The 12,398-nt window shown below is 52.6% G+C and carries 19 protein-coding genes and 3 pseudogenes; 16 read left to right on the top strand and 6 right to left on the bottom strand.

Annotated elements, in window-relative coordinates; all coding sequences use genetic code 11:
• Positions 1–220 precede the first annotated feature (220 nt).
• The 4 genes and pseudogenes from IPM39_25870 to IPM39_25855 form a co-directional block, all read right to left on the bottom strand.
• Entirely contained in the window at positions 221–487 is a 267-nt protein-coding gene (locus tag IPM39_25870; GenBank protein MBK8989446.1) for a hypothetical protein, read from the bottom strand.
• A 135-nt stretch (positions 488–622) separates the two neighbouring features.
• On the bottom strand, positions 623–1,090 hold the full coding sequence (locus IPM39_25865; protein ID MBK8989445.1) for a flavodoxin domain-containing protein: 468 nt from the start codon (positions 1,088–1,090) through the stop codon (positions 623–625).
• Positions 1,091–1,688: 598 nt separating this feature from the next.
• Positions 1,689–1,790: pseudogene (locus tag IPM39_25860) on the bottom strand (IS1 family transposase).
• A gap of 47 nt (positions 1,791–1,837) precedes the next feature.
• A complete protein-coding gene (locus tag IPM39_25855) occupies positions 1,838–1,975 on the bottom strand; it encodes a hypothetical protein (protein MBK8989444.1) in 138 nt (45 codons plus the stop codon).
• A 104-nt stretch (positions 1,976–2,079) separates the two neighbouring features.
• On the opposite strand from IPM39_25855, the gene IPM39_25850 reads away from it, so the two are divergent.
• The 9 genes from IPM39_25850 (at position 2,080) to IPM39_25810 (ending at position 7,014) form a co-directional block, all read left to right on the top strand.
• A complete protein-coding gene (locus IPM39_25850; GenBank protein MBK8989443.1) occupies positions 2,080–2,325 on the top strand; it encodes a hypothetical protein in 246 nt (81 codons plus the stop codon).
• A gap of 440 nt (positions 2,326–2,765) precedes the next feature.
• On the top strand, positions 2,766–3,119 hold the full coding sequence (locus tag IPM39_25845) for a transposase (GenBank protein ID MBK8989442.1): 354 nt from the start codon (positions 2,766–2,768) through the stop codon (positions 3,117–3,119).
• Positions 3,116–3,310, top strand: coding sequence for a hypothetical protein (locus IPM39_25840; GenBank protein MBK8989441.1), 195 nt, complete (start codon positions 3,116–3,118; stop codon positions 3,308–3,310). The genes IPM39_25845 and IPM39_25840 overlap by 4 nt, the downstream gene beginning before the upstream one ends.
• Positions 3,311–3,604: 294 nt before the next feature.
• Positions 3,605–3,799, top strand: a complete 195-nt coding sequence (locus tag IPM39_25835) for a zinc-binding dehydrogenase (protein MBK8989440.1) — start codon at positions 3,605–3,607, stop codon at positions 3,797–3,799.
• A gap of 161 nt (positions 3,800–3,960) precedes the next feature.
• On the top strand, positions 3,961–5,028 hold the full coding sequence (locus IPM39_25830; GenBank protein MBK8989439.1) for a hypothetical protein: 1,068 nt from the start codon (positions 3,961–3,963) through the stop codon (positions 5,026–5,028).
• Positions 5,029–5,476: 448 nt separating this feature from the next.
• Entirely contained in the window at positions 5,477–5,683 is a 207-nt protein-coding gene (locus tag IPM39_25825) for a hypothetical protein (GenBank protein ID MBK8989438.1), read from the top strand.
• Positions 5,684–5,689: 6 nt separating this feature from the next.
• A complete protein-coding gene (locus IPM39_25820; protein MBK8989437.1) occupies positions 5,690–5,935 on the top strand; it encodes a hypothetical protein in 246 nt (81 codons plus the stop codon).
• A gap of 453 nt (positions 5,936–6,388) precedes the next feature.
• Positions 6,389–6,709, top strand: a complete 321-nt coding sequence (locus IPM39_25815; GenBank protein MBK8989436.1) for a hypothetical protein — start codon at positions 6,389–6,391, stop codon at positions 6,707–6,709.
• Complete coding sequence (locus IPM39_25810) at positions 6,691–7,014, top strand: hypothetical protein (GenBank protein MBK8989435.1); 324 nt, start codon at positions 6,691–6,693, stop codon at positions 7,012–7,014. The genes IPM39_25815 and IPM39_25810 overlap by 19 nt, the downstream gene beginning before the upstream one ends.
• 217 nt (positions 7,015–7,231) lie before the next feature.
• On the opposite strand, the gene IPM39_25805 is transcribed toward IPM39_25810, so the two are convergent.
• Entirely contained in the window at positions 7,232–8,185 is a 954-nt protein-coding gene (locus IPM39_25805; protein MBK8989434.1) for an ISAzo13 family transposase, read from the bottom strand.
• Complete coding sequence (locus IPM39_25800) at positions 8,173–8,496, bottom strand: transposase (protein MBK8989433.1); 324 nt, start codon at positions 8,494–8,496, stop codon at positions 8,173–8,175. Before IPM39_25800 ends, IPM39_25805 begins: the two co-directional genes overlap by 13 nt.
• A gap of 223 nt (positions 8,497–8,719) precedes the next feature.
• On the opposite strand from IPM39_25800, the gene IPM39_25795 reads away from it, so the two are divergent.
• The 7 genes and pseudogenes from IPM39_25795 to IPM39_25765 all read left to right on the top strand — a co-directional run.
• On the top strand, positions 8,720–9,064 hold the full coding sequence (locus tag IPM39_25795; GenBank protein MBK8989432.1) for a hypothetical protein: 345 nt from the start codon (positions 8,720–8,722) through the stop codon (positions 9,062–9,064).
• A gap of 407 nt (positions 9,065–9,471) precedes the next feature.
• A pseudogene (locus IPM39_25790) lies at positions 9,472–10,003 on the top strand (MGMT family protein).
• A gap of 60 nt (positions 10,004–10,063) precedes the next feature.
• A pseudogene (locus IPM39_25785) lies at positions 10,064–11,010 on the top strand (hypothetical protein).
• A gap of 5 nt (positions 11,011–11,015) precedes the next feature.
• On the top strand, positions 11,016–11,348 hold the full coding sequence (locus IPM39_25780) for a hypothetical protein (GenBank protein ID MBK8989431.1): 333 nt from the start codon (positions 11,016–11,018) through the stop codon (positions 11,346–11,348).
• Positions 11,349–11,465: 117 nt separating this feature from the next.
• Positions 11,466–11,657: a hypothetical protein gene (locus tag IPM39_25775; protein MBK8989430.1), complete on the top strand. Its 192-nt coding sequence runs from the start codon at positions 11,466–11,468 to the stop codon at positions 11,655–11,657.
• A gap of 46 nt (positions 11,658–11,703) precedes the next feature.
• Positions 11,704–12,102, top strand: a complete 399-nt coding sequence (locus tag IPM39_25770; GenBank protein MBK8989429.1) for a hypothetical protein — start codon at positions 11,704–11,706, stop codon at positions 12,100–12,102.
• The coding region (locus tag IPM39_25765; GenBank protein MBK8989428.1) for a nitroreductase family deazaflavin-dependent oxidoreductase at positions 12,099–12,398 on the top strand (300 nt) is incomplete at its 3' end. The genes IPM39_25770 and IPM39_25765, both read left to right, overlap by 4 nt.

Genomic DNA, 12,398 nt, shown 5'->3' with positions numbered 1-12,398 from the left:
GGTTGTCCTGTTTTGCACCCGGTAGTGGTCAGCAGCAGGGTGGGGGCTAGGGACGGCCAGAGGCGAGGCAACGGCCGTTCGTCCAGCGATACAACCGGCGGTCCAGCAGCGTCACCACATGCTTGATGGCCCACACCCCAAGGCGCGTTGCGCCCAATCGTTTCAAAATTCCGGCTTTCATCCCCAAAACCAATCCGCCCCAATCACGTTGGCCGTCTGATCACTCTTTGTGCATATTGGCCTGCATGTTAACGCCTTTATTGCCGCCCAGCGTGATCATCAGGCCCAGGATAAAGCCAAAGTTGTACCACTTCCCGTTGTTATGGGCTTCATACACACCCACGTTGTCCTTAAACAACGACATCACAAAGGCAACCGGCGCGATCAGGCCGTGCCACAACCCGCGCCAAAACCCGGCAATTTCGCCTTTTTCGTTGGCTGTGTTTTCTAACTCATTCCTACCGGCGGTTGTAAATTTTTCCTTCATGAAACACCTTTTTTTAACTTAACAGACCCCGCGCCCGAAAAGCGCGCAGGTCACAAAACTAACCAGACTCATCACCAATGCGATACCAAAAAGATAATGTTTGAGCATTGCTTTGCAAGAGAAGATCTCGTGCCGCTATTCGTGAAGAACGATTTCCTCGCCCCAGGCCGCGGCCCGCTCCAATTCGCCATCTTTTAGCGGTCCTTGTTCGCCGGTAACGAGAAAACCCTCCGGCGACGCCAGCAGCCGGCCGCCCTTCTTCTCCAGCGTTTTGGCAATGGCATTGGCCGCGTAACCACCTTTATCCACAATAAAGCGAAAGACGGACGAATCAATTGTCGTCAGATCGATGCGGGTATCGAAGGCGGCCACGCCAGCGCCGACCAGGTGGTTTTTAGAGAGGGCGTTCAGCAATTGTAAGGCGCCCTCCGTGGGGCGGAAGCTGCGTGTAGGCGAGCCAACAATTAACAAATCCAATCCTTCCAGTTGATCGGGCGTAGCCTGGCTGACTGGCACAGCGGTTGTTTGCAGCGCCGCAGCGATGGCCTGGGCCACTTTTTCAGTGTTACCAAAAACTGAGTCGTAGACGACCAGAGCTTTCATGGTTGCTGTTTACTCCTTTGCCTGCTGCGCCAGGTGTGCCTGATATGCTTTCCAGCCGGGACACCAGGTAGTGTGCCAGCGCCACAACCGCGCCCGGAACGATTTGGGGTTGGTTTCAGCTTTGTGGCGCATGGCGCAGCTTTCGCAGGGGAAGCTCTTTTCGTCAGTCGCTGGGATTGCGTACTCATGTCAACCTCCTTGGGGTTTGTGTCTTGTAAACAGGCTGCTTCACCGGCAGCTTTTGGGGTAGATAATTTGTGCAGACAACGGCCGTTACTGAATACGCCGCCTCTCGTGAAAAGTTGCACAATAAGCGTCCAGCGGCGTCTAGAGACCGAGCGCAATCAGAATTGTGACCAGCAGCATGATAAAATTCACCGGCCCCCACAGCAGTCGTTCTCCTCTGCTCGGCGTGGTCAAGTTGGCAATGGAACCTAACACAAAGAAGCCCGCCACAAATCAGATAGCCACGGGGTTGGTAACAGTATTGACTTATCTATTACTATGTTTTAGGGGGTAGTGGTTAAGTTTTAACTGAAAATGTCAAATTATTCTCATGCAAAAACAAACGTAACGCAATTTCGTGGTACTCATCAGATTTGGAAAAGGATAATGTCTTGCGTACAAATCGTCCTAATCGTTGCCTCAGTGTAGTGTTCCAACGCTCCACGTGAGCCGTTTCACCCGTTTCCTTGCCGACAGAGTCATCTGCGCCCAATGTGCCGAAACCGGTTTGAACAGAGTACTTTAGCTCGGGATTGAAGGTGCCGTAGTCCCACAACTATTACAATGATATTTTTGCTTGCCTTTTGGCGTTTGCCCGTTTTTGACAATATCCAAACTGCGGCAGCGAGTACATTCATAGGTAGTAATCGTGACGATCATGGTCTGATTCTTCACCTATCAGTTGCGACTTAGCCATCACTCACAACGTGTCAAATGGACTGAAAAAAAAGGCAGGCAGGCGCCTTTTCCTAAAGGCTGGCTCCATGGTGCGCAGCAAACGGCAAACCAAATGGGTCAACGTCAACGGCACTGGTCTGCTGCCCCGGTATCAGGGTTTGGGCGGCAACACCGTGCTGTACACGGCTCTGGAAGACGCCATCCACCAGTCACAGTTTGACCACGTAGAAATTGTGCTGGTAGACGAGGCAAATCGCAAAAGCCTGGCCGATATGGAACAGATAGGCGTGCGCTGGTATAAGCGGCACTGTCAGTATCAACTGGACCTTTAGGCAAAAAGATTATTTGACGAATTTCAGATTGAACCAATCTTTGGAGATTAGTCCAATCTCGCTAGGTTAAAACGAATGATTCAAAGGCAGCGCATTTCACCTGCGCCGGAACCCCTCCAGACTCACAGGATAATAACCTTTGGCCAGTTGAAAACATCGAGTTCCTTAAGCTAAGAGCTACAAGACCACTAGCAAAGGAGAACCGATGACTACAGAAGATTTTATCATTGAACTGTTCTGCCGAGTTGATGACCAGATGGGTTGTGCCAAAACATAGTCAAGCTATTGTGTCCCAGTGAAGTCGTGACCCTGGCTTTCTTGTTTGCTTTGAAAGGAGTTGGCAACCGAGCTTTTATCGCTGGCTGGTGCGAGATTACCGTCACCTTTTCCTCATCTGCCTGACTGGACCTGACTTTTCGACTGTTTAACACTCACAGACAGTGGACAGATGGCTTTATGGCGGCCATTCCCTGATCGGACTGGCTGATTCTTATGGCATTGAATTGATTCACCCGCGTCGGGAAGGACGCAGCGAAGAACAGATTGGGCGCAAAGGGTTGTCTAATCATCGTTGGATTGTCGGCGGCAAGTTGTGTTTCCTTTTGAACAACCTTGGTTTGATTGTGGACTGGGATATGGACACCGCTAATGTGCATGATGGCACCGCTTTTCAAGACCTCATCAACCGCCATGCTGCTTACATGGCCATCTTTGCCGACACCGGTTTTACGAAAAAGGATTGGCACCCGGACAATTTGCGCCGCGCCCTCGCGGAGAATGGAACACCCGCATGATTGTTGAAACGGTTTTGCCGATGTTGACTTTGGTCTGTCATTTTAAGAAGGTGATGCATCGCGCCTGGTCGTATTTCCAAAGCCGACTCGCTTACACGATGGCTCTGTTTAATACACTGGTTCAATGGAATGGCATTCAGGTTGATGAAGATGGGTGTGTCCATTTTTCCATCGCCGAGTTCAGCCTATGAACTAGCACCAAAGGTTAATAGCCTACGTCCTGAATGTAGTTGTTGACGTGGGTCAAATAATAGATGATAAAGTTTTGCACGGCCGTTTTTTCGGTCAGGACGCTGGTGGATGTATACAAAAACAAGGGGCGCAGCAGCGGATATGGATCCGGGGAATCTACCGTTTCGGGTTGGGGGAAACGCAGTTATACCTCAGAATCGTTAAGCTGTCGGCATACGCTGCCCGTATGCTGCTCCTATAAGCAAGCCCCCGTTTTCTAGGCTGCTGCCGAATGGAAAGAAAATACAAGGGCTATGGCACCCACCGGCTGGGCGTGGATTCAAAGGGAAAATTGGACTGTATTATTTCAGCTGCTGGCAGAACGAAAAATAAAACCCATTATTTATCGAAAATTCCCTATTTTGGAAGCAGCCAAGGCGAATGAACTGCTGGAAAGCGGTCAGGTTATCGGCAATGTGGTCCTGTTATCACCCGGCCCCTTACGATGATGTTAACAAGTTATTAATCCACTGTTATTATTTTGTTATGGTTACCCAAAACGTGCATCTCCCCCCTTCTTTGTGTTCGTAATTGGATTTAAAATCACAACTAACTATTTTTTGATCATCAGGTTGCCCGATGATCCCATTCTTTTGAATGAGGCGTTGCGATGGATCGAACACGAAAAATTTTTATTGGTATTATTGGTATCGCGCTCATCATGATGGCAGGTATTTTTCTGTTTTCAAGGGCAACCCAAGCAACGGCCGTTACCGGCGTCATCGGCTCCGAAAAAATCCCCTTCTTTGAAGACCCCGAGGTCCGGGAACTGCTACTTGAAAACGGTCTGGACGTACAGGTGCAAAAAGCCGGCTCGCGTGAAATCGCTACCAGCTACGATTTGAGCCAATACGACTTCGCCTTTCCTGCCGGCATTCCCGCCGCCCAAAAATGCAGCGCGAACAGGGTATTAGGCCAATCTTATGCACCTTTCTTTACGCCCATCGTCATTGCCTCTTGGCAGCCTATCGCCGATCTGCTTGTCGCCAACGGCGTCGCCGCCGATCAAGGTGGCTACTACACCTTCGATATGAACAAATACCTGGAACTTGTCGCCGGCGACACGCGCTGGAGCGATTTGCCCAACAACGACACATTTCCCGTCAACAAAAGCATTTTGCTCACCTCCACCGACGTGCGCAAGTCCAACTCCGCCGCCATGTACCTCGCTTTAGCCAGCTACATCGCCAACGAGGAAAATATTGTGCAAACCATGAACGACGCCGAGCCGCTGCTGCCGCTGTTAAAAGATATTTTCCTGCGGCAAGGGTTGCGCCTCCCAGCAGTTCCCAGGAGCCATTTGAAGATTATCTGGTCAAAGGCATGGGCCACTCGCCGCTGGTCGTCATCTATGAATCCCAGTATCATCGCCCAAGCCGCCTCAACGACGGCGGCAGCATTTCCGACATGGTGCCTGCGTATCCACCCCACCATCTTCACTGAACACGTGCTGCTACCTCTAACCGAAAATGGGGCAAAATTGGGCGAATTGTTGAAACACACCCCGTCTGCAAGAGTTAGCCGTCGAATACGGTTTGCGAAACAACAATTTGAATTACTTCAACACGTTTACCACTCAGCACAACATTACCTGCCCGATACGATTGTGGATGTGGTCGAACCGCCCAGCTATGAAGTATTGGAGGGGATGATTCAACAGATTGAAAAAAGAATATAATGGGCAGGAAGGGTAAGATGCGCTTCTTTCAGATTACTGTTACAAATCAGTGTGTGTGATAGGCATTCTATTCGTCTTAATGGCTGTGGCCTGTTCGAATCAGGCAATGTGATGACAGTGTTGGCGGTTCCGAACTCAAGGACATTGAACCACTGCTGGACGAAATCGAAGAGAATACCGGTGTCCGATTGAATTTGAATATACCGGTACGCTCGATGGCGCCGAAAAATTACTGTCCGCGCGGAATACGATTTGGGCTGGTTTTCTCACGCCAGCTACTTGAATTTACCTGAAAGCCAGGGTTGATTGTCACCCAGGAAAAGACGATGTTGTCGCCGGTGGTGATGGGCGTGAAAGAGACTAAGGCTCGCGCATTCGGCTGGTCGATAACCCCGTCACCTGGCAAGATATCGCCGACAAAGCCGCCGCCGGCGAGTTGGAATACGCTATGACCAATCCTGCCGCTTCAAACTCAGGCTTCACGGCGTTGGTGGGGGTGGCGTCGGCGTTGGCGGGCAGCAGCGATGCCTTAGAGACGGGCGACATTAACGTGGAGGCGATGCAAGCCTTTTTGCTAGGCGGGCCTAACAGCCGGCAGTTCCGGCTGGTTGGCCGAGAGCTACGTAGCCGGAGCAGTCGAATCTGGATGGGTTGATTAATTGTGAATCGATTGCTGCTGGCGCTCAACGAAAGCGCACAGTTGCAGGAGCCGTTGGTGCTTGTTCATCCCCAGGAAGGCATTATCACCGCCGATTATCCGTTGATGCTATTGAATGAAGAGAAGCGGGAAGAGTATGATGCGCTGGTGGGAATATCTGCGTTCGCCGGAATTCCAGCAAAGCTGATGGAAACGACGCTGCGCCGTCCTGTGATCCCCGGGAGTAGCATTGGACAGCCGTATTCCTGACCCGCTGCTGGTTGAGCTGCCCTTTCCAAGCCGGCTGGAAGTGATCGACAACTTGCTCTTCTCCTACCTGGACGAGCAGCGGGCGCCGCGCATGCCTATTTTGTGCTGGACGTGAGCGGCTCCATGGATGGTGACGGCATCCGCGATTTGAAGGAAGCGATGAACAATATGACCGGTCTGGACACATCACGTTAACCGGCCGTTTTGCCCGCTTCCGCGACCGGGGAGAATATTACGATCATCACGTTTAATGCTTGTCGCGAACGAGGTGCGCAATTTTCACCATTAACGATACCAGCGCCGAGGGGACCGATATGGAAGCGGTGCGCACGTTTGTGTCCGGGGCTGGATGGGCATGGCGGGACGGCCATCTACGACGCTTTGGCGCAGGCTTATTACCTCGGCTGACCAGGATCAGGCCAATGATCCGATCGATATTACACGGTTGTTTTGATGAGCGACGGGGAAAACACGGATGGCAGCAATTTGCGCGGTTTTATGGATTACTATCGCCAACTGCCGCCCGAAGCGCAGAAGATTCGCACGTTTACGGTGCTGTTTGGGGATGCGGATGAAGAAGCGATCGCGGAAATTACGGGCACAAACGGGCGGGCGCGGCCTGACGGCCGTTCTGAATCCTCAGCTCAATTTTCAAGCAAATTCGTGGTTATCAATAAGGGAGCAGTGAACGATGGAAGACTTTATAACGACCTGCCGGCATCGTTTATCACTACTGAGAGCAAAGATGAGAAATCATGGAAACGCTCTTCATGAGCATTTTTCGCGAGATGATGGCATACGTCATGAATGCGTCGGTCTTAGCGGCCAATAGCGGATCGCTACAAAGGGCTTTGGCTGAGGAAATACCAATTCCACCTAAACAACCCGAATATCTGCCTCTAGCGTCCATGTGTCCATTCCTTTTCTTAGCCTTCCGTAGCATTGTTGGATGGCATCATGGCAGCTTCGCCCTGGTCGAAAGCCATAACTATTGGCTTCAAAGCGTGCTTCCCATTCAGGTTCTAATGCGTTTTGACTATTGCCTGTGCGACGCGAGCAGCTATGACAGGAATACCTAGCGGACGTTGTTTTCCGTTTGCTTTTGGTATGTATATGCGGCGTTATATGCACCACAAGGTTGAAACTATTCACGAGGGAGAGCGTATTGTTTTACGGCCGTTGTGAGCGCCCTATCAGAAGAGTCACCCATGACCAAGCTGCAAGGGGAGGCCGTTCAGCTAAATTAATCAACTAAGTAACCATTCAAAAATAAGTTAGCACTTTTACAGTTGAATATCATCCAGAACAAACACGGGGCTTAATGACGTAATTCCAAGTCGGACAAATCGGTCGTCGTTGCAAATAAAGCGATGCCCTTTCTTCGGCTGTGACCTGCTTCTTTTTCTCGAAGAGGCGGTCAACCAGAAATGCCTTCACTTGTAACCCGGTTTCAGTGGTCGTGCCTCGGATGTAGTTGAGCATGATATCCCAAGTGCGAAGCGGTTTCCCGGCCCAATTGCAAGAAATCTGACTAAACAGGCGATACTCGACAGGGTTCCACTTCGAGGCTCCAGTGGGATAGTGGCAAATCATGACCTCCAAACCAAACTGGTCGGCCAATTGCAGTTGAACCTGCTGTTTCCATAGCCAGTAGCGACAACTGTTACTGCCACCGGCATCAGCCAGGATAAGCAACTTGTCTTCGCAGCGAAAGCGAGGCCGCTCAGGGTCAGCCCACCATTGGGCAATCGCATAAGCGGCAAATTCTGGTGTATCGTAGGAAGTTCCCACATAGACATATCCTTGATTGTGGGTCAGGTCATAAATGCCATACGGTACCGCACGACCCAACGCGTCCTGACAAAAGTCATGGACATTGACCTGTTCCGGTTTTTTGGTCCAGTTGCGGCCTTGATTGAGAAAGTTACCAATGAGTTCCTTTTTCTTCGTATCCACACTGATAACCGGACAGCCGGCAGCCAGAAAGAGTTTTTTGACACGCTGAATGTAACGAAACTGCTTGTCCCGCTCGGGATGCGTAGCCCCGGTTACACTTTTGCGATTGCGACACAGGCCATACTCCAGTTTTTTCAACAATCGCCGGACGGTTGTTCGCCCCACACGAAAGCAACGTTTGATCAATTCCTGCGCAATGTAACTCAAGCTGCGACGCACCCACTTTTGCTGGCTCATCGGGTCACCGGCCACATCATCGACAACCGCTTCTTCAACAGCCGTTAAGATTCCCAGATCTTTTTTTCAACCGGTTTACGACCACCGCCCTCGATACGCACACGGTCATGAGGGCGGTCCACCAGATTGTTCGCCATTTCTTGACGCCCTTTGCGAATCGTATTGACATTTATCCCGGTGACAACAGACATGTACTCTGTGCCGCCATGTCCGATTTTTTCGGCTTCAACGGCGACATACCAGCGTCGTTGTTGTTCGTTGAGGCGGCTCAACAACAGATTCATCATGTGATGATGCTGTTTATCTGGATGATTTTTGGGTTGTTGACAATTCCCGCATTGACATTGATAAATTTCTCTGATGGCCATTGGTTGCACCTCTCGTATTTGAATGATGCTGAGAATTGTACAAAACCACTATGTTATTAACGAACGTTTACTAAGTGGCAGAAAGCCAGAGAGTAGTGAGCATGAGCGAGGAGGGAAGCATGCAATTCACCCAGATTTTGGAAGCGATTCCGTACCCGCTGCATCCGGCGCTGATGGTTCTGTTCAAATCTCCCCTGCTGCGCCTGGGACGGAGGAAGTTGCGATGAGCGCCCCAGGTGAATTGCCACACACACAAGGGATGGGAACGGCCGTTTCCATCCCTCTGCTCGTCGCTCTCCTGTCCGCTGCCGCCGCCCTGGCCGGTTTACTCTATCCCGCCATTGTTCATCCTAACACTGAACTGAGCCAAAGTTTTGTGACCAACGACGCCGTCAATCTGTTCCTGGGCGTGCCCGCTGTTACTGGCGATGCTGTTCCTGGCACAGCGCGGCGGTTTGCTGGAGTCTGCTCTTTTGGCCCGGTGCGTTGCTCTTTGTCACTTACAACAGCATCGCCTATGTCGTCGCCCTGCCGTTGTCCTGGCTATCGGCGCTCTATTTGCTCCTGATTCTCCTCAGCGGTTACGCCATCATTAATCTGGTGCGTCGTGTGGATGGAACGGCTGTGCAGCACCTTCAAGGACGTGTGGCTGAGCGATTGGTAGGAGGCGTCCTGGTGGGGTTGGGGGCACTGTTCTTTTTGCGTGCGGTCAGCTTGCTTGGCGATGCCCTGACTGGTGGGTCATCCTTGTCGGCCGTTGAGCTAGGGGTATTGGTGGCTGACCTCGTTATTTCGCTTTGTGGGTGCTGGGTGGGGGCAGCGCTATGGCGGAAACGGTTGTTGGGGTACGCCGCCGGCGGCGGGTTGCTCTTTCAGGCCAATATGCTCTTTGTCGCCTTACTCGCCTTTTTTATGCTGCAACCCTTTTTGGCGGACGTACCCTTTCCGCTAGAGGATTTTGTCGTCATCTTTGTCATGGGATTGGTCTGTTTTATCCCGCTGGCGCTGTTCATACGCGGCGCTGCTCGCGGCGGCGAGCGTAGGGAGCAATTGAAATGGCGTACAAGGAAAACCTGGCAGGAGAAGCTGGCCGACAAGGAAGGCCTCCCCCAAGATTCTCCTTTGAAGAACGATTTCTGCTACAACGCCCTGCACAAAATGGCGTAGAGGCGGCGACCCGGTTGTGCGCAAGCCCAACCCAAGCCAGGTGTTAGCGCTAATGCGGCAGGTACCCACCGGACGTCTCACTACCCTGGTTGAACTTTGCCAGCGCCTTGCCCGCGTACACCAAGTCAAAGGCTGCTGCACGTTGACCCCCGGGATCTTTGTCATGACAGCCGCTAACGCCGCCGCCGAAGCAGGCCGCGTGCAACCGGAGTTGAACATCCCCTACTGGCGCACCATGAAGGTTGATGGCTTTTTGAACGAGAAATTTCCCGGCGGCGCAGAAGGCCACAAGGCGCTGCTGGAACAAGAGGGCTTTCCCGTCACCCGCAAAGGCAAGCGCTTTGATGAAAATACCGTCACTATTTGTTCACTGATTTTTCCTAGAACCGGGGGAACTGCCATGAACCCAATTGCTAATGACCTCCTCAACTGGCTGTTGGCAGGCGATGTCGCTATCCAATACCAGGCTTACCGCGATCTCCTGGATGAAGAGCGCCCCGATTTGCGGACGCGCATCGCTCTGGAAGGCTGGGGGGCACAATTCTTGCAAGCCCGCCAGCCGGCAGGCCATTGGGGCCGGGGCTTCTACCAGCCCAAGTGGATTTCAACCCATTACACCCTGCTAGACCTGAAGCATCTCGGCATCACGCCCGATCTGGCGCCAATCCGCGCCAGCATCAGCCATATCCTGGCGCACCACAAATCGGCCGATGGCGGCGTCAACCCGGCAAAAACTGCCGAAAACAGTGACGTTTGCGTCAACGGCATGTTCCTCAACTACGCTGCCTATTTCAAAATGCCGGCCGAATCGCTCCACTCCATTGTAGACTTCCTGATTGGGGTACAAATGGCCGATGGCGGCTTTAACTGCCAGTCCAACCAGCAGGGGCCGTTCACAGTTCACTCCATTCGACCCTTTCCGTGCTGGAGGGGATTGGTGAGTACCAGGTCAATGGGTATCTGTATCGGGCCGCTGAGTTGGATGTCATTGCGCGTCAGGCGCAAGAATTTATCTTGCGGCACAGGCTGTTCCGCTCCGACCGCACCGGCGCGATTATCAGCCCACGCTTTCTAATGTTATCCTACCCGTCACGCTGGTTTTACGACATCCTGCGGGCGCTGGATTATTTTCGCAGCGTTGGCGCGGATTATGATCCCCGAATGCAGGATGCGCTGGACGTCTTGTGGCAAAAACGGCGCAAAGATGGAACCTGGCCCCTCCAGGCTAAGCATCCCGGACAAACTCATTTCGACATGGAAACCCCCGGCCGACCCAGCCGCTGGAATACCCTGCGGGCGCTGCGGGTGTTGCGGCATTTTCGGCAGGTCAATCCAACCGTGGTTTAGCCGCTATGAAAGTCGAATTGCGCTGGCTCAATTGCTTCTGGTTGATGCTCCCCTTGTTGGCATGGAATATCGTCCTCGCGCCAGAAATTGCTGCGGAGAAGATCATCTCAGATGCAAATTCGCCCGTCTGGCTGCTGGTTGCCGAAAACCTGACCCGCGTCCTTGTCTTTGCCTTGCCGCTCCTGTTGCCTCTGCAAATAAGTGACAATTACAGCAAAGTCGGACTGGCAATGTACCTGCTGGGGACGTTGATCTACTTAGCCTCCTGGATTCCACTGGTTTGGATGCCCGAATCTGCCTGGAGTCAAAGCGTAATGGGGCTGCTCGCGCCGCTCTGACCCCATTTCTACCTTTCCTGGGTATTGCGCTGATTGGCGTTCCATTCCCTACGCTGTGTTGTCGGCCCTGTTTATCTTTCACACATGGCACGGGGTACAAAATCTGGGGTGAAAAGAATGCTCAAAACAATTTTGGGACCTCTGCTGGCTATCGTCCTGGCCGATTTCGACAACCAACCGGGGGTCACCGAACGGCAGGCGCGGGCTGGCGACATTCAAACCGGCGCGCTTACCCGGCGTGGCTCGTGGTTTTGCGTTTTTGGGGCGGCTTTGCCCCGGTTTGGGTCTTTATCCGCTTTCACTGGATGAGATTGAGTCAATCTTGAGGTGCTCAATCTACCATTGGAGAACAAAGATGAATCCGACAATGTGGCGTTACGTTTTGCTTGTTTTGCTCGTCCTGCTTGGCCTCGGTGGTATCGGCGGCGGCGCGGTAATGCTGGCTGATCCCAGCGGCGTGGAGATGGGTCTGTCCCCGGGGATGCTGGAAGGCCTGCCCATCTCCAACTTCGTCCTGCCAGGGCTGTTCTTGATTGTGGTGATGGGTCTGGCCCCGCTGGTCATTGCCTACGGTTTCTGGAAGCGGCTGCCCTGGGCCTGGGTCGCGACTGTCACTCAGGGTGGGGCATTGGTCGTGGGGATTAGCCTGCAAATTATGCTGTGGGGTGCGCCAATGGGCATTCAGATTCTCTACCTGATTTGGGGCATTGTGATTGTCGCCTTATGTTTTGCACCAGGAGTAAAGACGAAGTGACCAAAACGATCTACCACCGAATGAAGGCCCTCAATGTCCGTATGACGGCCCACTACCGGCGCGGGATCGGCCCCGCTCGCGTGGTGCTGCTTTTGACCACCACTGGTCGCAAATCTGGATTGCCGCGAGTGACCCCGTTACAGTATGAGAAAGCAAATGATGACTTTTACATTGCCTCAGCGCGCGGCATCGAAGCGGACTGGTACAAGAACATTCTCGCCAACCCTCAAGTTCATGTGCAGATTCGAGAGCAGGAATTCGATGCCCTGGCCGAGCCAGTTATCGACCCGGTGCGT

The sequence above is a fragment of the Candidatus Leptovillus gracilis genome, assembly GCA_016716065.1.
GTDB classification, from domain to species: domain Bacteria; phylum Chloroflexota; class Anaerolineae; order Promineifilales; family Promineifilaceae; genus Leptovillus; species Leptovillus gracilis.
Note: the sequence above shows the minus strand (reverse complement) of the source record. Positions and strands in the feature narration are given on the sequence as shown.

Excerpts from the sequence above, each read along its gene's own strand:
- IPM39_25870 (MBK8989446.1), bottom strand. The coding sequence starts at position 487 with ATGAAGGAAAAATTTACAACCGCCGGTAGGAATGAGTTAGAAAACACA.
- IPM39_25865 (MBK8989445.1), bottom strand. The coding sequence starts at position 1,090 with ATGAAAGCTCTGGTCGTCTACGACTCAGTTTTTGGTAACACTGAAAAA.
- IPM39_25855 (MBK8989444.1), bottom strand. The coding sequence starts at position 1,975 with ATGATCGTCACGATTACTACCTATGAATGTACTCGCTGCCGCAGTTTG.
- IPM39_25850 (MBK8989443.1), top strand. The coding sequence starts at position 2,080 with ATGGTGCGCAGCAAACGGCAAACCAAATGGGTCAACGTCAACGGCACT.
- IPM39_25840 (MBK8989441.1), top strand. The coding sequence starts at position 3,116 with ATGATTGTTGAAACGGTTTTGCCGATGTTGACTTTGGTCTGTCATTTT.
- IPM39_25835 (MBK8989440.1), top strand. The coding sequence starts at position 3,605 with ATGGCACCCACCGGCTGGGCGTGGATTCAAAGGGAAAATTGGACTGTA.
- IPM39_25830 (MBK8989439.1), top strand. The coding sequence starts at position 3,961 with ATGGATCGAACACGAAAAATTTTTATTGGTATTATTGGTATCGCGCTC.
- IPM39_25825 (MBK8989438.1), top strand. The coding sequence starts at position 5,477 with ATGACCAATCCTGCCGCTTCAAACTCAGGCTTCACGGCGTTGGTGGGG.
- IPM39_25815 (MBK8989436.1), top strand. The coding sequence starts at position 6,389 with ATGAGCGACGGGGAAAACACGGATGGCAGCAATTTGCGCGGTTTTATG.
- IPM39_25810 (MBK8989435.1), top strand. The coding sequence starts at position 6,691 with ATGGAAACGCTCTTCATGAGCATTTTTCGCGAGATGATGGCATACGTC.
- IPM39_25800 (MBK8989433.1), bottom strand. The coding sequence starts at position 8,496 with ATGGCCATCAGAGAAATTTATCAATGTCAATGCGGGAATTGTCAACAA.
- IPM39_25795 (MBK8989432.1), top strand. The coding sequence starts at position 8,720 with ATGAGCGCCCCAGGTGAATTGCCACACACACAAGGGATGGGAACGGCC.
- IPM39_25780 (MBK8989431.1), top strand. The coding sequence starts at position 11,016 with ATGAAAGTCGAATTGCGCTGGCTCAATTGCTTCTGGTTGATGCTCCCC.
- IPM39_25775 (MBK8989430.1), top strand. The coding sequence starts at position 11,466 with ATGCTCAAAACAATTTTGGGACCTCTGCTGGCTATCGTCCTGGCCGAT.
- IPM39_25770 (MBK8989429.1), top strand. The coding sequence starts at position 11,704 with ATGAATCCGACAATGTGGCGTTACGTTTTGCTTGTTTTGCTCGTCCTG.